The organism is Deinococcus psychrotolerans (assembly GCF_003860465.1).
Lineage (GTDB): Bacteria > Deinococcota > Deinococci > Deinococcales > Deinococcaceae > Deinococcus > Deinococcus psychrotolerans.
Window position 1 is genome coordinate 2,023,406 of record NZ_CP034183.1, and the last position, 22,543, is coordinate 2,045,948.

Below are 22,543 nucleotides of genomic sequence, written 5' to 3' on the forward strand. Positions count from 1 at the left end.
CGCTTAGCAGGGGGCGCTATGCTGGCTTCATATGCGTTTTTTGCTGAGAACTCTGGGCGTTTTGGTGGTGTTGGCGCTGTTGGCGGCGGGCGGCATGTGGTACCTGTGGGGCCGCGACCTGCCCAGCGTCACCGACCTCGACGTGCTGGAGTTCAGCGGCACCACCCGCGTCTACGACCGCCAGAACAAACTGGTTGCCACCCTGACGCCCTCGCTCTCCAGCGGCCAGAGCGTCAACCGCGACCTTTTGCCGCTGACGCAGATCAGTTTCCCGGCCAAGTGGGCGGTCGTCACCAGCGAAGACCGGCGCTTTTACGATCACGGCGGGGTAGACATCATCGGCATCGGGCGTGGGCTGCTCAAGGGCCTGCTGCAAAACGACCTCGAAGGCGGCTCCAGTATTACCCAGCAGGTCGTTAAAAACACCTTGCTGAGTAACCTCAAGAGCGCCCGCACCGCCGAGCGCAAATTCAAGGAAGCGGTGCTGGCCTACCAGCTCGAAAACCAGTTCAGCAAAGACCAGATTCTGAACGCTTACCTGAACGTCATCTACTGGGGCGACGGCGGCGCGAGCGACATCATCGGCGTGGGCGCGGCGGCGCAGGCGTATTTCCGCGTTCCGGCGTCGCAGCTCAACTTGGCCCAGAGCGTTTACCTCGCCACCTTGATCCCTGCGCCCAACACCCGTTACAAAGACTTCAGCGGCTTTCGCCCGCTGGAAAAAGACCTACTCGACCGAATGGTCGAAGATAAACGCGTCACGCGGGCCGACGCCGACGCCGCTTGGAAAACGCCGATTTATCCGTCAGGCTGGCGCATCGTCTGGGGTGCGAATGGTCAGGTGCAGTCGGCCACCCTGGAGCGGCCCCAGAGCTTGTCTGACAACAATCCGGCCACCCAGACCCAACCGGCCTTTCACTTTATGCAGGCCCTGGAGCAAGAACTCACCGCCCAGATTGGCCGCAAAGCGCTCTACGGCGGCGGCAAGGTCTACGCCACCGTGGACTTGCAAGATCAACGCGCCGCCGAACGCGCCAGCTTGAAGGCCCAGTTGCCCGACGGCGCGACCCTCGGCATTGCCCTGCTTGACCCCAGCAACGGCGAAGTTCGGGCGCTGGTGGGCCAAAAGTTGACTGGAGGCCGCCCGCTCGACTGGAACAATGCCCTTCAAGCACGTCGGCAAGTCGGGAGCAGCATCAAGCCGCTGCTGTACACGTTGGCACTCTCGGAAGGCTGGAAGCAGTCGGATACCGTGCTGGACTCGCCGCTGATGGGCGATTACCGACCCCAGAACTACGACGGGCGCTGGACCGGCCGGCAGGTGACGCTCAGGTACGCGCTTGACCACTCGCTCAACCTCCCCACCGTGCGGCTAGGGCAGGAGATCGGCATGGACAAGTTCATGGACAAGCTGCGCCAGCTCGGCATGACTCCGCCCACCGACGCGGGCCTGTCGCTCAGCATCGGCACCTTGGAAGCCAGCCCGCTGCAGATGGCCGCCGCTTACGCTCCGTTTGCCAACGGCGGAAATTACTACGCGCCCAGCTTAGTGCGCCGGGTAGAGGACGCACGCGGCAAAGTCATCTACAGCCGCCCCGCCCCCGTCCCCACCCGCGTTTGGGACGCCCAGACGGCTTGGCTGGGCCTGGATATGATTCGCGGCGTGGTCAACGATCTCGACCGCTTTCAGGGCGGTCTGGGCTACAACGCCCGCATCGAGGGCCGCGACGTGGCCGGCAAAACCGGCACCACCAACGACATCAAGGATCTGTGGTTTGTCGGCACCACCCCGTCCCTCACCGGAGCCGTCTGGGTGGGCAAGCAGGCCGGCGGTTCATTGCCTACCTGGGCCTACAGCGGCACCATCCCTGCGCCGATCTGGCAGCAGGCGGTGTCCGGCTCGCTGGAAGGCAGCCCGGTGAGCGCGTTTAAGGAGCCGCCGGGAATCGAATACGCTGTTGTTCGGCGAGTCAATATGGCTTTTCGCACTGCGCCCGTCGCCAAACCCGCACCAGAAGCGGCCAAGCCGGAGCCGAGTCCAGCCGATCAGCCCGCACCGGCACCTGCTGCGGCCCAACCCGTTCCGGTCAATCCCAGCCCAGTCAATCCCAGCTCGGCATCCAACGAAATCCAACCGCAAAATCCGCAAGACCCCAGCGCTTACCCGCAGCCGGAAGACCTGGTGCCCAGCGACCCCAACGCCGCCAACCCCAACAACTCCACCGGCAGCGACCCCAGTGTGGATTTTCAGGGCAATCAAGGCGAGGTGCAGATTGTGCCGCAGCCGGAAGCGCCGCCGAGCCAGTAGGGCAGCGGGCGAGGCGTTGAGCCAGAAGTTCTTCTCAGGCTCTCCCCAGCTCAGAGCAGTTCGCTCAGCACCGAAGCTGGCCCGCTGTGGTTGCCGCCAAACGGCACGCCGCTGCCGATCAGTACCGCCGCCGCCCTGCCGGTGTCGGGCGAAAAGCCCAGCGCGGCCCGTGTTCCTCTGGCCACGCCGTCGTGCCACCACACCGCCTCGCGCCGCCACTTGGTCACGAACCAGCCGCCCGTCACACCCAGGAGCGGCGCGGGTACGCGGACGGCGCTCAGCTTTTCCCAGCCGCGAAGCCGCCCGCTGAGGTGGGCTTCGGCAAAGCTCAGCAAATCGGCGGCGGTGCTGTACAGTCCCCCTGCGCCGATCAGGCCGCCAAAGCCGCTGACCTTGGCGCTGCCCAGCAGGCCGTGTGGAGTCGCCAGCGGGGTGAGGGGCGCAAAACCAGTTTCAGCAAGGCCCAGCGGCGTAAGGATCCAGCGCTGTAAAGCGACTGGGTAAGGTTCACCCGCCGCTTCAGCGAGGGCCAGCGCCAGCAGACCATAACCAAAATTGGAATACGACAGCCGCCCAGCTTGCTGGCGGGCCAGCCCACTCCAGCGCCGCCCCGAGGCCAGCACGGTTGCGGCGCTCAGGCGGCCATACGGATTGTGAAAGTCACTCAGCATGCCCAGCGTAGCCCGCAGCGGATGGGTCGGCAGCCCCGCCGTGTGGGTCAGCAGGGCGCGGGCGGTGACGTGCGGCGGGTAGCCGCGAAAAGCCCGCAACTGGCGCGGGAGCGGGGCGTCGAGGTCAAGCAGACCCTGCTGGGCCAGCTCAAAAGCCAAAGCTGCCGTGAACGGTTTGGTGACACTGGCGATTTCAAAACTGCTCTCCGGAGCGCCGCGCAGACCCAACACCAAACGCTGAGCGCCCTGCGAGACGGCAACCACGCCTGCAGGCCTGACGCTCCGGCGCAGCGCCGTGCCGAGTCTGCGGGAATCTACGTCAGGCAGTGCATCGGCAAATTGGCGAGCGACTTGAGCAGCGGGGTCAGGTCTAAACATGGCTTAGCGCTGAGGGAAAGACCTGTAGATTTTCACGCCCTCAGCATAGGCGGATTGGCTCCCGAAGACCAAAAAAATCCGCCCTTCTCAGGCGGTGATAAAATAAGGATAGCGCGGTATTTGGACGCTGTCAAGTTTATGCATCGGAATCCAGTTCTGGTAAGGCCTGAACACACGCTAAACTGTCTTCGACTTCCCAAGTGGCTGCCGGACTGGCGAGGGCGAAGAAAGAATATCGGTTCAGAATAAAATGAAAAATCCGCCTTCGCGGGCGGCTGGCTTCTTTTGATTGATAGGGGAAATATAGCGCGTTATTCAGACTTTGTCAAGGGTATACCTTGAGATCCGGACAAAAGTCTGTATACCAGGGGTATGACGACGCTTGGTGTACTGGAGAGCAGTTTCATCGAGACGCAGACGCAGCCGTACTGTGACCTGTTTCGGGATGCACGGCTCTACCGCAGTTTTCAGGCCGCATTGGGTGGCATTCTGGCGAGTGGGTCTACGCGATTGAGCCAGATGGCGCGAGCTGCCCCCGGTACGGGCGCAGCTCCCCATGCCGAACGCCGCTTGCGGCGTCTGATCCATCACGAACATCAACGCGCCGATCTGCGACCCGAGACGCTGGAAGATCGGCTGACGACCTTGGGCGCTCAGCGTCTGGCAGGTCAGGATGAGGTGGTCGTCGTCATGGACGGCTCGGACCTCCGAAAGCCCCACAGCCAGGCACTCGAACATCTCTCGACGGTTCGCTCGCTCGACGGTCATCCGGTCTCGGGCTATCCGACCCTGAACGCCATTGGTCTGACGCCCGATGGACACCTTGCTTTGCTTTACCACACGCTCTACAGCCCTCAAGCGCCAGGCTTTACCAGCGCAAATACGGTGATCATCGACGCCATCAAGCGCATCGTGCAAGCGCTGCGGGCCGCAGGGGTCGGGCGCATGATCTTCGTGCTGGATCGGGGCTTTGACGACCTCAAGCTGATCCGGCTGCTGGTGCAGCTCAAGGTTCAATTTGTGATTCGGGTCAAGCACGACCAGCGCACCACCCGGCTGACCCCAACCAGTATTGAACTCCCTCTGGTCGATGCTGCCGGTCACGCCAGCGTGCAAGACCAGTTCGAGTTGAAGCGTCCCGTCGTGACCGACGGGAAGGTCAAGTGGCGCAAGACGCCCGCGCAGGTTCGCAGCCGTGAAGTGTTCATTGATGGTGGACGACTGAAGCTCAACGTGGTCAAGCTGGAGTTCAGCGTGCCGCTTAAGAACGGCCAGGAGCAGGGCTGGCTGCTGCTCACCAATACCGTCTTGTCCACAACGGCTCCTGGTGCCGTCGTGCGCCTGTATCTGCAACGCTGGAGCATTGAAGAGGTCTTCTCGTGGACCAAATCCGCGCTCGGCTGGGAGCAGGTTCAAGTGCTCGACTTCGATGCCTTCAGAACCCTGGTCGCGCTGGCCTGGATTGCGGCCTCATTTGTGTTCGATCTCGGCGAGTCCCTGGACTCGCCCCAGCTTCAACTCCTGGCCCATCTGGGTGGTTACATCCCCCACAAAAACAGACCGCCAGGCAAGAAAATCTTGCTCTTGGGGCTGCTCCGACTCGCCAATGCATATTTGGTCGCCCATGCACAGCCAAAAGATGCGCTGCCTGATCACGTTGATACTCTCCTACACAGCCTTTTTGCTCGCCGCTGACTTTTGTCCGGTTCCCAATATACCTTGGAAGTCTGGAGAGTATTGGAGCGGCGCTGTTTTGCAGGGGAATACATTTGCAGGGAGTAAGCGCTCCTCACCTCCCACCAAAGCGGGCCGCCTCTGGCTTGTTACAATGCTGGACATGACCGCCGAGCAATTAGGGCCAAATCCGTGAAGCCGATCTTATGAATTACGCAGCGTCGCTGGCCACTGTCGTGATACTGGCGTTCTTTTTTCCGCTGTTGGTGAGGCTGGCCAGCGGCTACGGCGTATCGCGCTCGCTCAGCGCTTCTACCTTGGCCGTGGTGCTGACGTTCGTGGTCGCCACTTCTCTGATCCGTTTTCAAGTCACCCGCTTCCGCGTTTCCAGCACCAAACTGGACGAAGCCCGCGCCCAGGCCGCGCTGCACCCGAACCAAGCGCGGGCCTACTTTGTGGGCGGCGAACACCTCGCCACATTGCTGCTGAGAATGGGCCGCAGGCGCGAGGCAGCGGACGTCATCGACCGCTACGCTCAGCTCGGCGGCGCGAAAGAAAGCGAGATCGTGACGCTCAGAGAAGCGCTGGCCAAAGCCGAGCGGCGGCAAAGAAAAGAAGGTTAGATGTGTCACAAAAGAGTGAAGTTCCGCTTAAGTTGTGGGCAAAAGACGACATGAAGCGCTCCGGCGTCATAAACTGTCGAGCATGAGGGCCTACAAAGGCGTGGTTGAAAATGGAGTGGTGGTGCTGATCGGCGTCAAATTGCCGGAAGGCACCGTCGTGACCGTGACGGTGGGCGAGGGCGAGTTGCTGCGGGCCAAAATCAGCAGCGCCCTCAACCGACCCAAGAAAATCCGAATCAAGTTGCGCCCTTTACCGGGCCTGGCCAGCGAGCGCGTTACCCCAGCGGAATGTGATGTCCCAGAACTGGTCTAAGCGCGGCGCGTCAGACGCTGCCGACTCGGCTTTTCCGACAGAACCGAATGCGGCAGACCCAGATTCAGCAGAGTTGGACTCGGCAGACTGGGAAGACGACTCGGGCGACCAAGAAACCGCAGGCGTGCATATCTGGCTGGTGCCGACGCCGGTGGGCAATCTCGGCGACATCACTTACCGGGCGGTGGAAGTCTTGCGCGGCGCGGACGCGGTGGCCTGCGAAGACACCCGCCGCAGCGGAGCGCTGCTGAGCCGTTTGGGGATTTCGCGCCCACTGGTGCGCTTAGATGCCCACACCATGTCGCGGGCCGAAAGCGTGCTGAGCAAATATCCACGCCTCGCGTATATCTCGGATGCGGGAAGTCCGGGCATCAGCGATCCGGGCAGCGAACTGGTGGCGGCGGCACTTAAATTGGGCGGACAGGTAGAAGCCCTGCCGGGGGCCACCGCATTTGTTCCGGCACTGGTGCTCTCGGGCCTGAGTAGCGCCCGCTTTACCTTCGAGGGCTTTTTGCCGCGCTCAGGGCGTGAGCGCAAAGAACGCCTCGCGGCGGTGGCCCAGCGCAGCGAAACCAGCTTGATCTACGAAAGCCCCCACCGCCTGCACGCCACTTTGCTGGAATTGGCGGTAAGTTGCGGCGAGCAGCGCTTAGGCAGCGTGACCCGCGAACTCAGCAAAAAGTTTGAAGAAACGCGGCGCGGCCCGCTCAGCGAACTCGCCCAGCACTTTGAGGGCGGTGTGCGCGGCGAAATCGTGGTGGTGGTGGCAGGCAAAGCGGCAGACGAGCTCTTGCCCGGCGAAACCCAGACAGATTATGGGCAGCTCGCTCAGGAGTGGGCGGAGGCTGGAAAAGACGCCCGCGAAATCCGGGCCTTGCTCCAAGCCAGCGGTTTGCGTAAGAATGACGCTTATCAGCTGTCGCTCAGTGTCACTGCACCGCGACTCGGTTGATTGACCGCTTGGCCAAGCCGTTTTTGCTCACCTGCTTTCCCTTAAGGAAGCGCTTCCAAAACCAACCCGACTTACTCGCCCCAGCGGAGGACTTATGACCGAACCCACTCCAATCAAGCGCATCGCGGTGCTGACCAGCGGCGGCGACGCGCCGGGTATGAACGCGGCGATCCGCGCCGTCGTCCGCACCGCCACGTATCACGGCATCGAAGTGGTGGGGGTGCGGCGCGGCTTTCAGGGACTGCACCAAGGTGACTTGCGCCTCCTCGGCCCCCGTGACGTGGCCAACATCATCCAGCGCGGCGGCACCATGCTGCTGACCGCCCGCAGCCACACCTGGCGTAGCGCCGAGGGGCGGGCTGAGGGAGCGCGTCACCTGCGCGAGTGGCACGTGGACGCTTTGGTGGTCATCGGCGGCGACGGCAGCTTTCACGGCGCACACTTTTTGCAAAAAGAACACGGCATCCGGGTGGTCGGCCTCCCCGGCACCATCGACAACGACCTCTACGGCACCGATCACACCATCGGTTACTTCACGGCAGTCGAAACGGCCCTGGACGCCGTCGACAAACTGCGCGACACGGCGGCCAGCCACGAGCGCATCTTCGTGATCGAAGTGATGGGCCGCCACGCCGGACACATCGCCCTCGACGTGGCGGTGGCGGGCGGCGCGGAAGAAGTCTTTTTGCCGGAAGACGAAAAATCGGTGGACGACTTGATGGACGTTATCCGGGAAAGTCAAGCCAAAGGCAAAGCCAGCAGCGTGATTATCGTGGCCGAGGGCTACCCCGGCGGCGGACAGGGCATCGCCAACGCCATTACCGAGCACACCGGCATCGACACCCGCCTGACCGTGCTGGGCCACATCCAGCGCGGCGGCTCGCCGGTGTCCTCTGACCGGGTGCTGGCTTCACGGCTGGGTCAGGGCGCAGTGGAAGCCCTGATGGCGGGCAAGTCCAACATCATGATCGGGCGCACCGGCGGTGGGCTGACGTATGTGCCGTTTGAAGAAACCTGGGAAAAGCGCAAGGACGTCAGCCGGGCGCTCTACAAATGCGCCAAAATCCTGAGTATTTGAGAAGCGGGATGTGGGAAGTGATTTGTGCAGGAAGCGTAGTGGGTCAGCACCTTTACCAATAAACGCTAAGCCCATCTCCTATGCTTGATCCATGCCTTCCGATTCTGGTTCAACCCAAAACTCGACTCCTACGAACTCAACCCCTGCGCCCACTTTTCCGATGTTTGTCAGCGTGGAGGAGGCCCGCACGCTGCTGAGCGCCCTTTTGCCTGAGCGGGAAACAGAACACGTGCCGCTGGCCCTCGCTTACGGGCGCACGCTGGCCGCCGACCTGATCGCCAAAGTCAGCCACCCCTCGGCCACCGAGAGCGCTCTGGACGGCATTGCTTGCCGAGGTGCCGACACGCTCTTGGCTTCGCGGGACACGCCGGTTCGCCTGCGGTTGGTGGGCGAAAGCCGCGCCGGACAAGCCTTTGCGGGTGAAGTCGGCGCGGGCGAGGCGGTGCGGATTTACACCGGAGCGCCGCTGCCAGACGGCGCAGACGCGATTTGTCCGGTGGAGCAATTGCAAGACGCTGGAGACGACATCGTGCTGCTGCGCCCCGCCCTGAGCAGCGACGTTCGGCACGAAGGCGGCGACTTCCGGGCAGGGGAGACGGTTTTGCGGGCGGGCGTGCGGCTGACGCCTTCCCGCGTGGCGCTGGCGGCCGCTCTGGGCCACGCCGAAGTCCCGACGCTGAGGCCGCTCAAAGTGGCGGTGATGAGCACCGGCGACGAGGTGGTGGAGCCGGGGCAGCCGCTGACAGCCGGGCAGGTCTACAATTCCAACGCTTACGGCCTGCTGGGGATGTTGCAAGAAGCTGGCTGTCAGGCCGCTTTGCTGCCCGCCGCGCCTGACAGCCCGGAAGCGCTGGAACTTGCGCTGACCAGCATCGGCGGGGCGGACGTGCTACTGACCAGCGGCGGCGTCAGCATGGGCAAGTACGACTTCGTGCGCGACCTGCTGATCGAGGGCGGCCAAGTCAGCTTTTGGAAGGTTCGGATGCGGCCTGGCGGCCCGGCCATGCTCGGCGGTTGGAGGGGCCTTCCAGTATTCGGCTTGCCCGGCAATCCGGTGAGCAGCTTGGTGGTCTTTCACGTGATCGTGCGCCCAGCACTGACCGGACAGCCGCTGAGTACCCTGCGCCTGAGGGCCGGCACGCCTTTCCGGGGTCTGGCCGACAAAACTGCTTTTTGGCGGGCCGAGGTGCGCGGCGCTGAGGTCTTTGACTACGCCAAGCAGGGAAGCGGCGTGCTGAGATCGCTGAGCGAGGCGGGAGCACTGGTCGTGATGCCGGAGGGCAGCTCGGCGGAAGTGGGCGACGAAGTGGACGTGGTGCTGATGGGCTAAACGGGCCGCCCCGCCATCATGAAGCTGGCGGTCATGCCGCCGTCAATCGGAACGGTTGCCCCCGTCATAAAGCTGGCGGCAGGCGAGGCCAGAAAGTAGATCAACTCGGCCACTTCCCTCGGCGTTCCGAGGCGGCGTAGGGCGTGGAGGTCTTCGTAATCGCGGCGGGTTTGGGCGGGGTCGTGGCTGCTTGCCACCGAGTTGAGCAGTTCTTCAGTGGCAATCGCGCCGGGAGCGACCGCATTGACCCGGATGCCCTGCGGCGCGAGGTCTAGGGCCATCGAGCGGGTCAGGTTGACGAGTCCGGCTTTGCTGGCGGTGTAGGCCACGTTGCCCTGCTCGGCAAACAGACCCTGCACGCTGGCAACGTGAACAATGGCGCTTCCTCCCGGCATCAACGGCACACAGGCCCGTGAGAACCGCAGCGGAGCCGTCAAATTCACGTCCAGCGCCCGCTGCCAGCCGCCCTCGGAGACGTCCATCAGCGAGCCGACCGCGCCCTGATAAGCGGCATTGTTGACCAGTACGTCCAGCCCGCCCCACTGAGCGCCGAGTTGCTTCACAGCCCGCTGGATGTCTACGGCGCTGGTCACGTCGCCCTGCACGTACAAGTGCTGGTCAGCTTGACTGCTCAGCGGGGCGGGCAGGTTGAGGTCAAACAGCAGCACGGCCGCGCCGCGCTCGGCAAACAGTTCGGCAACCGCCCTGCCGATGCCCTGCGCCGCGCCCGTGACGAGAACGCGGGGTGTCCAGTCGGGTGAAATTTTCAGGGTGGTCATGGTGAAAGCAGCATCTCACGGCTTGGCCCAAAGCGCAGCGCCAAAACGCTCAAGAGCAGGCCATACTTCGTTCATGCTTCCTGATCCTCTCAAGACCCTGAAAGGCCAACTGATCGTCAGCGTGCAGGCCGACGACGGCAGCCCCCTGCGCGGCACCCCGCATATCGTGGCCCTCAGCCGGGCGGCGCTGCTGGGCGGCGCAGGCGGACTGCGGCTGCGCTCGGCCTCCGACATCGCGGCGGTGCGGGCCGTGACGGGCGTGCCGATCATCGGGCTGACCAAACAAAGCCACCTCAATACCGAAATCTACATCACCGCCACGCCGGACGAAGTGCGCGGGGTGGCCGCTGCGGGCGCGGATTTGGTGGCTTTTGACGGCACCGACTTGCCGCGTCCCTTCAGCGTGGCCGAGTTGGTGCGGGCCGCCCACGACGCCGGCGTGCTGGCCATGGCCGACATCAGCACCCTCGCCGAAGCGCTGAGCGCCTATAAGGCAGGAGCCGACATCGTGGGCACCACCATGAGCGGCTACACCCCCCACAGCCCCCAATTGCCCGCGCCCGACTTTGAACTCATGGCGCAGCTGCGGGAAGCGGGCCTGCCGTTTATTGCCGAAGGTCGGCTCAACACCCCCGATTTGGCGGCGCTGGCCCAGCAGCTCGGCGCTTGGGCAGTGGTGGTAGGCAGCGCCATCACCCGCCCCGATCACGTGACGCGCTGGTTTGCAGACGCGCTGAGGGCCGAAAAAGAGCAGCACTGACTGAACAGCACTGACTTAGACTGAGGCATGTCTGGTTCTTCCAAAGAAACGCTGCTCAAAGCGTACGACGCTCAGTTGCGTGAGAGCGCTGAGATGCTGACTGCCGATAGGGTTGACCGGCTTGGCCCGCTGTGGCTCGGCAAATTTGGCGACTGGGGTTTTGTTTCTTATCGTTCGCTGGATGGATACGCCAGCGACGCCCTAGATCGTCTGATTGTTGAGACCATTGCCTACTACGCTGCCGATCCGCAGATGAAAACCTTCGAGTGGAAAACGCGCGGCCACGACTCGCCCGCTGATTTGCCGCAGCGGCTCACCGCACAGGGCTTTCAGGCCGAAGACCCCGAGACCGTCATGCTGGGGGAAGCACAGTTTCTCGCCCAACCCATCAAGCTTCCGACCGGCGTGACCCTGCGGCGAATAGACAACCAACCCAGCCCATACTCGGACGTGGTGCGGGCCGCCAGAGCACAGGAGCTGGCGTTTGGCGCTCCTTACGACGCGGACGATTTGATGCGCCGCATCGAGAAAGGTGCGGGGCGCACCGAAGTGTGGGTCGCGGAAACGCAGCAGCAGATGGTCTGCGTGGGCCGCTTGGAGGTGATTCCAAACACCGAATTTGCGGGGCTGTGGGGCGGCGGCACGTTGCCGGAGTGGCGGGGTCAGGGCATCTACCGGGCCCTAACGGCGGCCCGCGCTCAAGCGGCGCTGAAGCGGGGCGTGCGGTATCTGCACAGCGACTGCACCGAGTATTCCCGTCCGATCTTGGAGCGCGGCGGCCTGTTGCCGGTCACGACGACGACGCCGTACATCTGGCGGCGTTAGGGAGCAGGCGTCAAGGCGTCCAGCAAGCAAGCCAGCGCGTCACGAACCACCCGCAGTTCCTCCATTACACTTGGCCGCCCATGCACCGCCAGCGCCGAGAGCCGCCGTTCTTGGGCGCGGAGTTCGGCCTGCAAGTGCGGGTCGGCGCTCCTCAGAAGATGCGGGCCGAATTTGAGTGCCGCCGCTGCCGGCAAATTCAAATACGCCGGATCAGCGCCGTCTACTTGTTCGAAACTGAGCACCGGATAGCGCCAAAAGCCTGGAGCCAGAACTTCTTGCTTCAGGTGATAGCCGCTCGCCTGCGCCCATGCCCGCAAAGCTTCCGGCTCGGCGTTGGGCTGCAAAATGAGGGTTGGCGGGAGCCACTCAGCCCGCCCAAGAATGCCCAAAATGGTGCGTGCGCCCATGCCGGTTAAGCTGGCGCTTTGAATTTCTCGCGGTGCAACCGGCGCAAACCCGTCACCCTGACGCACTTCGATCTGCTGGCCCAGCCCGGCTCGCCCCACCGCCGCGAGGGCCAGTTGCAGCGGGCCAGCGTTGAGTTCGACGGCAATGACGTTCTGGCAGCGACACGAACGGATGAGGGCCAGCGGCAGCGCGGCGTGGTCGGTGCCGATGTCGGCGTGGCTAGCAGCACGGATAAGCTGCAAAACGGCCTTCAGACGGGCGTCTAACGTCACTGGGTCACTTCACTCAGCGTCCGGTTTGACGTCGCCTTCGACTTGGTGTGGGTGGGCGCCGAGGCGGGCCAAAATAGAGCTGTACACGCCAATGGCCAGCATCACCGCCGCTACGCTCAGTCCAAACAACAAAATTGGCTGGCCTTCGCCCTGCTCCCACTTAATCGCCACGCTGAAAAACTTGACAGCGAGGGCCACCACCACGATGCCCAGCAACTTTTGCTTGAGGTCGTCGAAGGTGCGGATATGCAGCCACGCCGGAAGATTGGCGACTCGGCCCACGAACAAAGACTGCAAGCCCAAACTGATAATCAGCAGGGCGGTGGCAATCAGTAAATTGTCGGTTTGTTCGATGGCCGCGATCAACAACGACTTGCCTGTTTTTTCGTCGGCAAAATGCGGCAACGCTTCCCAAATCACCGCCACCGTCCTGACTGTACCGTTGACGAACAGCACCAGCGAAAAAAGAAAACTGGAGAGTACGCCAAATTCCACGATCAGGCGGGTAAAGCCGAAGAGAGCATTGCCTGAAGTTAAACCAGTTTTTTTGGGATTGGGCGCTGCCATTGCTCCTAAGATAGTGGTTATGGGGTGCAGGGCGTCAGGGCGTCAGGGCGTCGCCCAGCCGGATCACGCCGCCGCGCACCACCCGCGCCGTGATCCCGCCGTGACCGCGCACCGCGTTGTAGCCGCCCGCACCCAGATTTTCTTCCATCCGCGAACAGGGGTGGCACTCGCCGGTGCCTTCCAAAATCACCTCGCCGATCTGAAAGCGCTGGTCTTTGAGCGCCAACAGCGCAATGCCCGACACCACGATGTTGCGCCGCAGCAGCTCAGGCGTGACTTCCGGCAGCCCAGCCAGCGCGGCGATCACCAGAAAATGCTCGGCTTGAATCAAGGTGACTTGGCGCTTGCCCGGCCCGCCCGCGAGCGGCTTGGGGCTGCTGACCGTGGAAATTTCACCGACTTCGCCGGTCAAAGCACGCAGGCGCGGCACGCTTTTTTTGCCGTGATCGCCCACGACGCCCAGATTTTCTATGACTTCGATTTCTTCCAAGCTGTGCAGCCTTTCACGGCGGGCGGGCCGAATGCCCAGCCACTGAACTTGTCCGGCGCGGGGGAAAGTGCTGCGGAGACCTTGCAGGGTTTGCATCCCGCCATGCTAGTGCGGGACGCCGGTACAAATTGATCTGGGCCTGCTAAACTGAACGCATGAGGCGCTTGACCCGACTTGCTTATTCACCCTGCCGCTAAGGTGGGGGGTTGACGTCAAACACAGCCCGAGACCCTGAACAGCGGCGCACTTTCTGAATACGGAAGTGCGCCGCCGCCGTATGGAGAGCCGACTATGAATGAAATCCGCAAAAACTTACCTATCGACGAACAAATCGCCATCTTGAAGCGCGGCGTCGTTGATCTGGTGTCCGAAGACGATTTGCGCCGGAAGTTAGAGCGCAGCATCGAAACAAATACCCCCCTGCGCGTCAAGCTGGGAGCCGACCCGACTAGGCCCGATCTGCACCTCGGACACGCAGTGATTCTGCGCAAAATGCGCCAATTTCAGGACTTGGGCCACACCGTCATCATGCTGATCGGCGACTTTACCGCCATGATCGGCGATCCGTCCGGCAAATCCAAAACCCGCCCGCCGCTGACCTTGGAAGAAACGCGGGCCAACGCCGAGAGCTACCTGGAGCAGTGCAAATTGGTGCTGCGGCAAGAGAGTGAAGTCCTAGAACTGCGCTACAACGGCGAATGGTTGGAGCCGATGGGCTACGCCGACGTGATCCGGCTGGCCAGCAAATACACCGTGGCCCGCATTCTGGAGCGCGACGACTTCACCAAGCGGCTTTCCAACGGCGTGCCGATTGCCATGCACGAGCTTCTTTACCCGCTGACGCAGGGCTACGACTCAGTGGCCCTCCACGCCGACGTGGAACTCGGCGGCACCGATCAACTGTTCAACAATCTGGTGGGCCGCGCCCTGCAACGCGACTACGACCAAGAACCGCAGGTGGTCATCACTTTGCCGCTCTTGGTCGGTTTAGACGGCACCGAGAAGATGTCCAAGAGCTTGGACAATTACATCGGCCTGACCGACGAGCCGCACGCGATGTTCGCCAAGCTGATGAAAGTACCGGACACGCTACTGAACAATTACTTCACTTTGCTGACCGATTTGCCGGAAACTCAAATCGCCCAACTGCTGGCCGGACACCCGGTGGAAGCCCACAAGACGCTGGCCCGCGAGGTCACCCGCTTTTTTTACCCCGACGCCGATTTAGACGCGGCCTTGGAGCGCTTCCAATCCGTCGCCAAAGGCGGCATCCCCGAAAATATTGCCAGCTTCAACGTCTCCAAAACGGACGCCAATGCTGAAGGCACTTATCCCGCTGCCCGTTTGATGGTCTTGGCAGGCCTAGAAGCCTCCTTGGGGGCCGCACGGCGCACCATCACGGGAAAAGGCCTTAAGGTGGACGGCCAGCCCTTCCTGGAGCCTCAGGGAGCCTTAAGCATTCCTGAGGGCGGCGTGGTCATTCAAAAAGGCAAAGATAAATTCGCCCGAATGCTGCCGGAAAGCTGAGGAGCAGCGTTCAGTACAGCGAAAGGGGAGAAACAAGCTCAGCTTCTCCCCTAACTTTTGCTCACCATTTTCGCCCAAAACCAAAAGTTATCCACAGGAGGGTGTGGATAAAACACCGTGCCTGTGGATAAAAAACCTGTGTGGTGAAGCTGACCTTGCGCTGACACGGCTTCCCTACTAAAAGCAGCCGCAAAAGCCGCGCCCACTTGCCTCAGCTTACTTGCGCAGCGTTTCTACGCGAACCATGTTGGTGGTGCCCTGCACGCCGAACGGCACGCCCGCCGTGATGACGTAACGGTCGCCCTGATCGGCCAGACCGCTCTTGAGCAGTTCGGCGTTGGCGATTCTCACCATGTCGTCGGTGTCGCGGGGATCTTCGCTGAGCATCGGCACCACACCCCACGACAGCGCCAGCTGACAGCGGGTCTGCTCGTTGGGTGTCAGGGCCAAGATGGCCAACTTGGGGCGGTTCTTGGCGACCCGAACCGCTGCGCCGCCAGTTTTGGTAAAGCTGACAATCGCCGCCGCGTCTAAGCGCTCACCGATGTTGCAAGCTGACAGCGCGATGGCGTCTTGCGGCAAGCTGACGTCCATGGTGTTGGCCCGCATCAAGTTGTACGCTTCGCTGCTCTCGGCTTCGCGGGCGATTCTGTCCATCATCATCACCGATTCCACCGGATACAGGCCCGCCGCCGACTCGGCCGACAGCATCACCGCGTCGGTGCCGTCATAGATGGCGTTGGCCACGTCGCTGGCCTCGGCGCGGGTAGGGCGCGGCAGGCTGATCATGCTCTCGAGCATCTGGGTGGCGGTGATCACCGGCTTGCCCGCTTCACGGCACAAACGGATCAGGCGCTTCTGGATGGTGGGCACCTGCTCGGGGCGCATTTCCACACCCAGATCGCCGCGGGCCACCATGATCCCGTCCACTTCCTTGAGGATGTCGTCAAACCGGTCAACCGCTTGAGGCTTCTCAATTTTGGCCATCAACTTGGCCTTGGAGCCGAAACGGGCCAGGTAATGCCGTGCCAGCAGCAGATCGTCACGGCTGCGAACGAAGCTCAGCGCCACCCAGTCCACGCCGAGTTCCGCGCCGAATTCCATGTCCTCCACGTCTTTGTCCGACAGAGCAGGCACGGCCAGATCGGCTTCCGGCACGTTGATGCCCTTGTTGTTCTTGAGAATGCCGCCGATGACCACGGTGGTATGCACGTCATTGCCGCGCACGCCCTCTACCCGCAGGGCCATGTTGCCGTCGTCGAGCAGCAGCGCCATGCCGGGTCTCACGTCGCCGAGCAGACCCTTGTAGGTGGTGCCCACGCGGGTTTCATCGCCTTCGATATCGTCCATGGTGATGGTGAACGGATTGCCCGCGTGCAGCGTCACCGCGCCTTCCTTGAAGCGGGCCACCCGGATCTTGGGGCCTTGCAAATCCTGCAAGATGCCGATGGCCACGCCTTTGCGGTGGGCCAACTCGCGCACCATGTTGTAGGTTTCGCGGTGGTCTTCCTTGCTGCCGTGGCTGAAATTCATGCGAACCACGTTCATCCCCGCGTCAATCATTTTTTCCAGAACTTCAGGGCTGCGGCTGGCGGGGCCAATGGTGGCAACGATCTTGGTGGCGCGGTCAAAATGTTTCATGGTTCTCCATTAAGGGAGTTGGAAGTGTTGCTTTGGAACCACTTCCAACTAAGTAAGTTGAGCGGCGAAGGCGTAGCGTGGAGATCAAGCACAAACCGCCAGTGTTCAGCCTCTGCTGTGCTGAACACTGGCGGTTAAAAAGAGTTATTAGCGTAAAGCCTTACGGCCCAAGAACTGCGCCGCGCTGCCGAGTTCATCTTCGATTCTCAGCAGTTGGTTGTACTTGGCGATGCGGTCTGAGCGGCTGGCCGAGCCGGTTTTGATTTGGCCGGCGTTGGTGGCCACGGCGAGGTCAGCAATGAAGGCGTCTTCCGACTCGCCGGAGCGGTGACTGATGATGGTGCCGTAGCGGCTGCGCTTGGCCAGCTCGATGGCTTCCAGCGACTCGGTGAGGGTGCCGATCTGGTTGACCTTCACCAAGATGGCATTGCCCACGCCGGTATCGATACCGCGCTGAAGGCGCTCGGGGTTGGTCACGAATAGATCGTCACCGACGAGTTGGATCTGGCTGCCGAGTCGGTCGGTCAGCAGCTTCCAGCCGTCCCAGTCGTCTTCACCGAGGCCGTCTTCGATGCTGACAATCGGGTAGCGGCTGGCCCAATCGGCCCAGAACTCCACCATCTCCTCGCTACTCAGCACCCGCCCCTCAGATTCGAGGTGGTATTTACCGTCTTTATACAACTCGGCCACAGCGGGATCAAGCGCAATCGCCACGTCTTTGCCCGGCTCATATCCGGCTTTTTCGATGGCTTCCAGCAGCACTTGCAGGGCTTCTTCGTTGCTCTTGAGATCAGGCGCGAAGCCGCCCTCGTCACCGACGTTGGTGTTGTACCCGCGTCCCGAGAGCACTTTTTTGAGGGTGTGGAAGATTTCCGCGCCGTAGCGCAGCGCTTCACGGAAGTTGGGTGCGCCCACCGGCATCACCATAAATTCCTGAAAATCCACCGAGTTATCGGCGTGCGCTCCGCCGTTGATGACGTTCATCATCGGCAGCGGCAGGGTGCGGGCGTTGGCTCCGCCGAGGTAACGGTAAAGCGGAAGATCGAGTTCAGCGGCGGCGGCTCGGGCCGTAGCCAAACTGACGGCCAAAATGGCGTTACCGCCCAATCCACTCTTGTTGCTGGTGCCGTCGAGTTCCAGCATGGCGGCGTCGATCACGCCCTGCTGGCTGGCGTCCATGCCGGCCAAAGCAGGCGCGATTTTTTCATTGACATTTTCAACAGCCTTGAGCACACCCTTGCCCATGTAGCGCTTACCGCCGTCGCGCAGCTCAATCGCTTCGTGGCTGCCAGTGCTGGCCCCCGAGGGTACGATGGCGCGGCCCATATAGCCGCTGTCAAGGTACACTTCAGCTTCTACCGTGGGGTTCCCACGCGAGTCCAACACTTCACGGGCTTTGATATTTTCGATGTTCATGCGTCCTCCGGCAAAAATGATCGGCTGCGTTGGTCAGGGCGGCAACATCTCGGCGGAGCAAACGGCTCAGACAAAATGCGTACTTCCGACACTATACCTCGCTGCAAGCCGAATGACGCTTAACCCGGTCTAGAAATCCGGCTCAATTGCCCCTCAGACTCGTAGCGGCACGACAACCGCGAGGTAGCCGCCGTCACCGCTGGCTTTGAAGATGGCTGGGCTGGTGGGGCCGGAAAAGCGCATCTCGGCGTCGCCTTCAATTGGGCCGAGCGCGTCAAGGACATACTTTGCATTGAAGCCCAGGCTCATGGCCGGTTCAGTGCCTTCCTGCTGCACCTCGAGGGTGTCTTGGCCGCGTCCGTAATCGCCCTCGGCGGCCAGGCGCAACTTGCCCTCGCTGACCTGAAATTCAACCCGGTTATTGGCATTTTTGTCGGCCAGCACGGCCACCCGCGAAACGGCTTCCTTGAGGGCGGCGGCGCTCAGCGTCACGGTCAGCTTGATGTCGCGGGGAATCACCCGCTCGTAATCGGGAAAGTCGCCGTCGAGCAGCTTGGCGTTCATGCGAACCCGGTCAGTCTGGATGCCCAAGATGCCGTCGCCGTAGGTCAAGCGCACCTCGCCGTCGCGTAGAACCCGGACGAGTTCATCGGCGCTACGGGCCGGAATGATCAAATTTCGGGCCTCACCGACAGCGCTGAACTCGCGCAGCGCCAGTCGGAACCCGTCGGAGGCCACCACCCGCGCCGTTTGCCCGTTTTGCTCGACCTTGATCCCCCGGAAGACCGCCTGAAACGCTTCGTTGCTGGCCGCGTAGCGCACGCTGGAGAGCGAGCGGGCGAGTTCTGAAGCGTTGAGGGTGGCGTCGGCGTGCGAGGGAAATTCCAGTTCGGGATAGGCGGCGAGGTCGCCAGTTTGCAACTTGAATTCCGAGCCGCTGGCCCGCACCGAAAGCTCCGAGCCGCTGAGTTCGAGCTCGACGAGTTCGCCGCCCAAGTTACGAACGATCTGCGCGAACAGGTGCGCCGGAACCACGAACGACGCCGGATTTTGAATCTCGGCGGGGACCACGCAACTCAGGTCAAGTTCGAGGTTGGTGCCGCTCAGCAGAAGTCCGCGTTCGTTGGCTTCCACTTTGAGCGCGGTCAGCAGGGGGTTGCTGCTGCGGCTCGGAATGATCCGTTCGAGGATTCCCAGTCCCTCGCTGAGGGTTTTTTTGGTGACGTGTGCTTGCATCTGGGGTTCATCCTAGCGCCTCAGGGCCGGGGGGGTGGCGGGGAGTGGTTTTCAACCCCTGATTTCTCTCCAGATTTTTTGATTTTTGGAGCGGAGTGAGATTCGGTGAAAAAGGTAAAACTCAAAAACCCCTACTCTTTAACCGATCTGTTTAACTTATAAAACTAGTAGTAGTAGTAATAGGGCCTGTGGATACTGTGGATAACTATCCTAGAGCCGCGCTGGGAGGGCAAAAGTTATCCACAGGCTGCCTGTGGATAACTCAAAAACCTGTGGATAACCTGTGGATAACTATGGCACTTATCCACAGGCCCTAACTGACCCAAAGTTATCCACAAAGTTATCCACAGAAAAAAGGCACTTATCCACAGGTTATCCACAGGTTTATCCACAGATCGTGAAAAGAGTCACCACTAGACTAGACAACCTCTCATAAACTAAAAATGGTCGTCCTGCATGTCATTTTCCGAGTCGTCTAGACCGCTGAGCTGTCTTTTGAGGTGATCGATGACCAAAGTGAGTTCAGCGTCTTTTCCGAGGTTGTCGGTGACCTTCGAAATGGCGTGCATGACCGTCGAGTGATCACGTCCAAAGAAGGCTCCGATCTCCGGTAAGGAGTGAGAAGTCAGGTCCCGGATCAGGTACATGGCGATCTGCCGGGGCACCACCACTTCGCGCATTCGGCCCGCGCCGCGCACCAGTTCGGCGGCCAAGTTGTAGCGGGCCGCCACGGTTCGCAGCACATCTTTCATTTCGACCTTGATTTCCACCGGCGTGAAGACGTGAGAGAGCGCCTTGGCCGCTACAGCGCGGCTAAACGGCACATTGTTGAGGCTGGCAAAGGCCACCACCCGCATCATCGCGCCCTCGAGTTCGCGGATGTTGGCGGTGACTTGACGGGCGATCAATTCCAGCACGTCTTGGGGAATATTGATGCGGTTGTGTTCGGCGTTCATCTTGAGAATCGCCACCCGCGTTTCATATTCTGGCGACTGAATATCGGTGATCAGGCCCCATTCGAAGCGGCTGCGGAGGCGGCCTTCCAGCGTCTGAATTTCGCGTGGTGGACGGTCGGAACTCAGGATAATCTGCTTGTGACTTTCGTAAAGGGCATTAAAGGTGTGAAAAAACTCTTCCTGAGTACGCTCTTTGCCGGCCAGAAATTGAATATCGTCGACCAGCAGCAAGTCCACGCTGCGGTACCGGTTGCGAAACTGGGTCATTTTGTCGTCGCGAATCGCATTGATCAAGTCGTTGGTAAACGATTCGGTGGATACGTATTCGACCCGTTTGCCGGGGTAGCGCTCGGTCATGTAGTGGCCCACCGCGTGCATCAGGTGAGTTTTGCCGAGGCCCACGTCGCCGTAGATAAAGAGTGGGTTGTAGGCTTTGCCGGGCGACTCGGCCACCGCCAAAGCCGCCGCGTGGGCAAGGTTGTTGTTCGGGCCCACCACAAAGTTTTCAAAGATGTATTTGGGGTTGAGATTGGGCGGGGGCACTGGCAGGCTCGGGACTGAGCGCTGGCTGCTGCGCGGATTGCTGGGCACTGGCGGGGGCGCGGGCGGTGGGTCAGGCAGCATCAGGGCGTCTTGTGCGGCGGGCAGCACTTGAAAGCTGACCTGCGGCTGCTCCGCGCCCAGTGACCTCAGCGCGTCTTCGAGCAGTTCGAGGTAGTGCTTTCTGAACCATTCCTGGGCAAAGCTGTTGCGGACGCCCAGCACCAGCGCTCCCTGCTCCACACCGATGAGGCGAACTGGAGCAAACCAAGTGTGGTATTCCACTTCCGAAATATTTTTACGGACATAAGCCAGCACATCCGTCCAGATTTCTTGCGAAATAGCCTTACCTCCCGGCTGAGCGAAACAAACCAGCCCTCTTCATAAACGCCTTACAAGCACCTTCAAATGAGCGCCGCCACCCCTGTGAGCCTTGCGGCACGGGGCGGCCCACTCACCTGTGGGGGGCATCATAGCACCCGATTTTGGCAGCAGAAATGGCTGCTTGATTCAAACGTTCAGGCCGCCAAAAGAGGGAACAGCTCAGGGACTGAGGCGGTAGAGTGCTCCAGCACTTTCAAACCAAACTGTCCCGCCGCTTTCCACTTCTAAGGCGCGGGGGCCGTCGCCCGGCACGCTGAGGCTTTGAGCGCTGAGTTGGCCGGGTTGCCAGCGGTAGAGCGCGTGGCGGGCCACGTCGGAGGCCCACAGTGTGCCGTCGGCGCTGGCCGAGAGCGCGGCGAGAATGGCTCCCGCCGGCACATTCAGTTCGCTGATGCTGCCCGAACCTGTGTCGATGCGGCTGAGTTTGCGCGTCCAGGAATCTACGAACCAAACGCTTTGGGCAGTGGCCGTCAGCAGGCGCGGGCGGGTTTTGCCCTTAACTCCCACCGGATAGCTGCGGGTCTGACCGCTGGCCGGATCGAAACGGATCACGGCTGGATTCGTCAAAAAACGTGAGTAGTACAGCACCCCGCCCGCGTCGGCGGTCAGGTCTTCGGCGTTGTCTTCGACGGGGTGGCTTTGCTGGACGCCGGACTGGACGCTCAGTTCAAAGAGGGCGTCTTGGCGGTATTGCAAGCTCCACAGCCGCCCGTCGGGGGTGCGGGTCAGAAAGTTGAGGTTGTCGCCGGGAGTGCCGAGCGGCATTTTTTTGAGCGCTTCGCCAACTTTGGCAGCTCCCACCCAGTTGCCCGCCACGTTTTGAATCATCAAGTAGCGGGTGCCGTCGGGGGCGACCGCCTGCGACGTAAAGCCTTCCTCGTCGGCGAGTGGCAACGCCTCGGCTTTGGCCGCGCCGCTGGCGATATCGAGGCTGATGACGGTGTGGCGCTGTGGATCGGGAGCATTGACGGTGGGCAAAACGTAGACTTGGCCGCCCGCCACCCGCAAGCTGCTGGCCTGATAATTGCTGACCGGCAGGGCGAAGCGCTGTAAAGGCAAATTCGCCAAATTGACACTGGGTGCGCCCGCGCCGCTGCCGGAAGCCGAGTTGCCTGAGAGTGTGCCGGGAACGTTGGCGCTGCCGCAAGCCCCCAAAAGCGCACTGAGCGTCAATAAGGCGGGCAGCCATTTGAAGGAAAAGGAGGAAGAGACAACCTGTGTCATACGGGTATCAAACACCGAAACCTCGTACCACTTCCTTACAACCCGAGTCAGAAAGCAAGGTTTTGCAGACTTTTTAGGAGAAGATCTGCAGCACAAACAAAGCCAAGCTGTTGTTTGTTAGCGCATTTGTTGGAATCATGGAAACTGGCAAGTGAGCGGCGTAACTGCGGGTCGCGGCCAGAACACCAACA

At 61.6% G+C, this 22,543-nt stretch carries 20 protein-coding genes; 10 read left to right on the forward strand and 10 right to left on the reverse strand.

Annotation, left to right across the window (positions count from 1 at the left end; genetic code table 11):
• The first annotated feature begins 31 nt into the window (after positions 1-31).
• Complete coding sequence (locus EHF33_RS10000) at positions 32-2,308, forward strand: transglycosylase domain-containing protein (RefSeq protein WP_124870780.1); 2,277 nt, start codon at positions 32-34, stop codon at positions 2,306-2,308.
• A 50-nt stretch (positions 2,309-2,358) separates the two neighbouring features.
• Here EHF33_RS10000 and EHF33_RS10005 read toward each other — a convergent pair whose 3' ends face one another.
• Positions 2,359-3,357, reverse strand: a complete 999-nt coding sequence (locus EHF33_RS10005; RefSeq protein WP_124870783.1) for a serine hydrolase domain-containing protein — start codon at positions 3,355-3,357, stop codon at positions 2,359-2,361.
• A gap of 372 nt (positions 3,358-3,729) precedes the next feature.
• On the opposite strand from EHF33_RS10005, the gene EHF33_RS10010 reads away from it, so the two are divergent.
• From EHF33_RS10010 to EHF33_RS10035, 6 genes are all read left to right on the forward strand, one after another.
• Positions 3,730-5,052 carry a transposase gene (locus EHF33_RS10010; protein ID WP_124870787.1) on the forward strand — a complete coding sequence of 441 codons (1,323 nt, stop codon included), beginning with the start codon at positions 3,730-3,732 and terminating at the stop codon, positions 5,050-5,052.
• 185 nt (positions 5,053-5,237) lie between these two features.
• Positions 5,238-5,654 carry a hypothetical protein gene (locus EHF33_RS10015; RefSeq protein WP_124870790.1) on the forward strand — a complete coding sequence of 139 codons (417 nt, stop codon included), beginning with the start codon at positions 5,238-5,240 and terminating at the stop codon, positions 5,652-5,654.
• A gap of 82 nt (positions 5,655-5,736) precedes the next feature.
• Complete coding sequence (locus tag EHF33_RS10020) at positions 5,737-5,967, forward strand: hypothetical protein (protein ID WP_124870793.1); 231 nt, start codon at positions 5,737-5,739, stop codon at positions 5,965-5,967.
• On the forward strand, positions 5,948-6,919 hold the full coding sequence (gene rsmI, locus EHF33_RS10025; protein ID WP_124870796.1) for a 16S rRNA (cytidine(1402)-2'-O)-methyltransferase: 972 nt from the start codon (positions 5,948-5,950) through the stop codon (positions 6,917-6,919). The genes EHF33_RS10020 and rsmI overlap by 20 nt, the downstream gene beginning before the upstream one ends.
• Before the next feature lie 94 nt (positions 6,920-7,013).
• A complete protein-coding gene (gene pfkA / locus EHF33_RS10030) occupies positions 7,014-7,997 on the forward strand; it encodes a 6-phosphofructokinase (RefSeq protein WP_124870799.1) in 984 nt (327 codons plus the stop codon).
• A gap of 160 nt (positions 7,998-8,157) precedes the next feature.
• On the forward strand, positions 8,158-9,327 hold the full coding sequence (locus EHF33_RS10035) for a molybdopterin molybdotransferase MoeA (RefSeq protein WP_124873069.1): 1,170 nt from the start codon (positions 8,158-8,160) through the stop codon (positions 9,325-9,327).
• On the opposite strand, the gene EHF33_RS10040 is transcribed toward EHF33_RS10035, so the two are convergent.
• On the reverse strand, positions 9,324-10,106 hold the full coding sequence (locus EHF33_RS10040; RefSeq protein WP_124870801.1) for an SDR family NAD(P)-dependent oxidoreductase: 783 nt from the start codon (positions 10,104-10,106) through the stop codon (positions 9,324-9,326). The two genes, EHF33_RS10035 and EHF33_RS10040, sit on opposite strands and share 4 nt — an antisense overlap.
• A gap of 73 nt (positions 10,107-10,179) precedes the next feature.
• Here EHF33_RS10040 and EHF33_RS10045 point away from each other — a divergent pair, with 73 nt between their 5' ends.
• Together EHF33_RS10045 and EHF33_RS10050 are read left to right on the forward strand one after the other, a co-directional pair.
• Entirely contained in the window at positions 10,180-10,866 is a 687-nt protein-coding gene (locus EHF33_RS10045) for an N-acetylmannosamine-6-phosphate 2-epimerase (RefSeq protein WP_124870803.1), read from the forward strand.
• A gap of 27 nt (positions 10,867-10,893) precedes the next feature.
• Positions 10,894-11,691 carry a GNAT family N-acetyltransferase gene (locus tag EHF33_RS10050; RefSeq protein WP_124870806.1) on the forward strand — a complete coding sequence of 266 codons (798 nt, stop codon included), beginning with the start codon at positions 10,894-10,896 and terminating at the stop codon, positions 11,689-11,691.
• Here EHF33_RS10050 and EHF33_RS10055 read toward each other — a convergent pair.
• From EHF33_RS10055 to EHF33_RS10065, 3 genes are read right to left on the reverse strand one after another with little or no spacing between them, the layout of a single operon-like run.
• The gene (locus EHF33_RS10055; protein WP_124870809.1) at positions 11,688-12,371 is read right to left on the reverse strand and encodes a tRNA (adenine(22)-N(1))-methyltransferase; all 684 of its coding nucleotides are present in this window, start codon (positions 12,369-12,371) and stop codon (positions 11,688-11,690) included. The two genes, EHF33_RS10050 and EHF33_RS10055, sit on opposite strands and share 4 nt — an antisense overlap.
• Positions 12,372-12,380: 9 nt before the next feature.
• Positions 12,381-12,938 carry a YqhA family protein gene (locus tag EHF33_RS10060; RefSeq protein WP_124870812.1) on the reverse strand — a complete coding sequence of 186 codons (558 nt, stop codon included), beginning with the start codon at positions 12,936-12,938 and terminating at the stop codon, positions 12,381-12,383.
• Between the two features lie 34 nt (positions 12,939-12,972).
• A complete protein-coding gene (locus tag EHF33_RS10065; RefSeq protein WP_124870815.1) occupies positions 12,973-13,524 on the reverse strand; it encodes an MOSC domain-containing protein in 552 nt (183 codons plus the stop codon).
• Between the two features lie 195 nt (positions 13,525-13,719).
• Between EHF33_RS10065 and tyrS the strand changes: the two genes are divergently transcribed.
• Positions 13,720-14,955, forward strand: coding sequence for a tyrosine--tRNA ligase (gene tyrS / locus EHF33_RS10070; RefSeq protein WP_124870818.1), 1,236 nt, complete (start codon positions 13,720-13,722; stop codon positions 14,953-14,955).
• Positions 14,956-15,171: 216 nt separating this feature from the next.
• Here the strand turns inward: tyrS and pyk are convergent, their stop codons facing one another.
• The 5 genes from pyk to EHF33_RS10095 all read right to left on the reverse strand — a co-directional run bounded on the left by pyk (position 15,172) and on the right by EHF33_RS10095 (position 22,352).
• Positions 15,172-16,596: a pyruvate kinase gene (pyk, locus tag EHF33_RS10075; RefSeq protein ID WP_124870821.1), complete on the reverse strand. Its 1,425-nt coding sequence runs from the start codon at positions 16,594-16,596 to the stop codon at positions 15,172-15,174.
• Between the two features lie 147 nt (positions 16,597-16,743).
• Positions 16,744-18,012 (reverse strand): phosphopyruvate hydratase, encoded by a 1,269-nt coding sequence (gene eno, locus EHF33_RS10080; RefSeq protein ID WP_124870824.1) that lies wholly within the window; start codon positions 18,010-18,012, stop codon positions 16,744-16,746.
• Between the two features lie 153 nt (positions 18,013-18,165).
• Positions 18,166-19,248 carry a DNA polymerase III subunit beta gene (gene dnaN, locus EHF33_RS10085; RefSeq protein ID WP_124870827.1) on the reverse strand — a complete coding sequence of 361 codons (1,083 nt, stop codon included), beginning with the start codon at positions 19,246-19,248 and terminating at the stop codon, positions 18,166-18,168.
• Between the two features lie 437 nt (positions 19,249-19,685).
• Complete coding sequence (gene dnaA / locus EHF33_RS10090) at positions 19,686-21,086, reverse strand: chromosomal replication initiator protein DnaA (RefSeq protein WP_124870830.1); 1,401 nt, start codon at positions 21,084-21,086, stop codon at positions 19,686-19,688.
• A 201-nt stretch (positions 21,087-21,287) separates the two neighbouring features.
• Positions 21,288-22,352, reverse strand: a complete 1,065-nt coding sequence (locus EHF33_RS10095) for a Vgb family protein (RefSeq protein ID WP_124870833.1) — start codon at positions 22,350-22,352, stop codon at positions 21,288-21,290.
• Positions 22,353-22,543: the final 191 nt, after the last annotated feature.

Coding starts and splice junctions, on each gene's coding strand:
- EHF33_RS10000 (WP_124870780.1), top strand. CDS start 32: ATGCGTTTTTTGCTGAGAACTCTGGGCGTTTTGGTGGTGTTGGCGCTG.
- EHF33_RS10005 (WP_124870783.1), bottom strand. CDS start 3,357: ATGTTTAGACCTGACCCCGCTGCTCAAGTCGCTCGCCAATTTGCCGAT.
- EHF33_RS10010 (WP_124870787.1), top strand. CDS start 3,730: ATGACGACGCTTGGTGTACTGGAGAGCAGTTTCATCGAGACGCAGACG.
- EHF33_RS10015 (WP_124870790.1), top strand. CDS start 5,238: ATGAATTACGCAGCGTCGCTGGCCACTGTCGTGATACTGGCGTTCTTT.
- EHF33_RS10020 (WP_124870793.1), top strand. CDS start 5,737: ATGAGGGCCTACAAAGGCGTGGTTGAAAATGGAGTGGTGGTGCTGATC.
- rsmI (WP_124870796.1), top strand. CDS start 5,948: ATGTCCCAGAACTGGTCTAAGCGCGGCGCGTCAGACGCTGCCGACTCG.
- pfkA (WP_124870799.1), top strand. CDS start 7,014: ATGACCGAACCCACTCCAATCAAGCGCATCGCGGTGCTGACCAGCGGC.
- EHF33_RS10035 (WP_124873069.1), top strand. CDS start 8,158: ATGTTTGTCAGCGTGGAGGAGGCCCGCACGCTGCTGAGCGCCCTTTTG.
- EHF33_RS10040 (WP_124870801.1), bottom strand. CDS start 10,106: ATGACCACCCTGAAAATTTCACCCGACTGGACACCCCGCGTTCTCGTC.
- EHF33_RS10045 (WP_124870803.1), top strand. CDS start 10,180: ATGCTTCCTGATCCTCTCAAGACCCTGAAAGGCCAACTGATCGTCAGC.
- EHF33_RS10050 (WP_124870806.1), top strand. CDS start 10,894: ATGTCTGGTTCTTCCAAAGAAACGCTGCTCAAAGCGTACGACGCTCAG.
- EHF33_RS10060 (WP_124870812.1), bottom strand. CDS start 12,938: ATGGCAGCGCCCAATCCCAAAAAAACTGGTTTAACTTCAGGCAATGCT.
- EHF33_RS10065 (WP_124870815.1), bottom strand. CDS start 13,524: ATGCAAACCCTGCAAGGTCTCCGCAGCACTTTCCCCCGCGCCGGACAA.
- tyrS (WP_124870818.1), top strand. CDS start 13,720: ATGAATGAAATCCGCAAAAACTTACCTATCGACGAACAAATCGCCATC.
- pyk (WP_124870821.1), bottom strand. CDS start 16,596: ATGAAACATTTTGACCGCGCCACCAAGATCGTTGCCACCATTGGCCCC.
- eno (WP_124870824.1), bottom strand. CDS start 18,012: ATGAACATCGAAAATATCAAAGCCCGTGAAGTGTTGGACTCGCGTGGG.
- dnaN (WP_124870827.1), bottom strand. CDS start 19,248: ATGCAAGCACACGTCACCAAAAAAACCCTCAGCGAGGGACTGGGAATC.
- EHF33_RS10095 (WP_124870833.1), bottom strand. CDS start 22,352: ATGACACAGGTTGTCTCTTCCTCCTTTTCCTTCAAATGGCTGCCCGCC.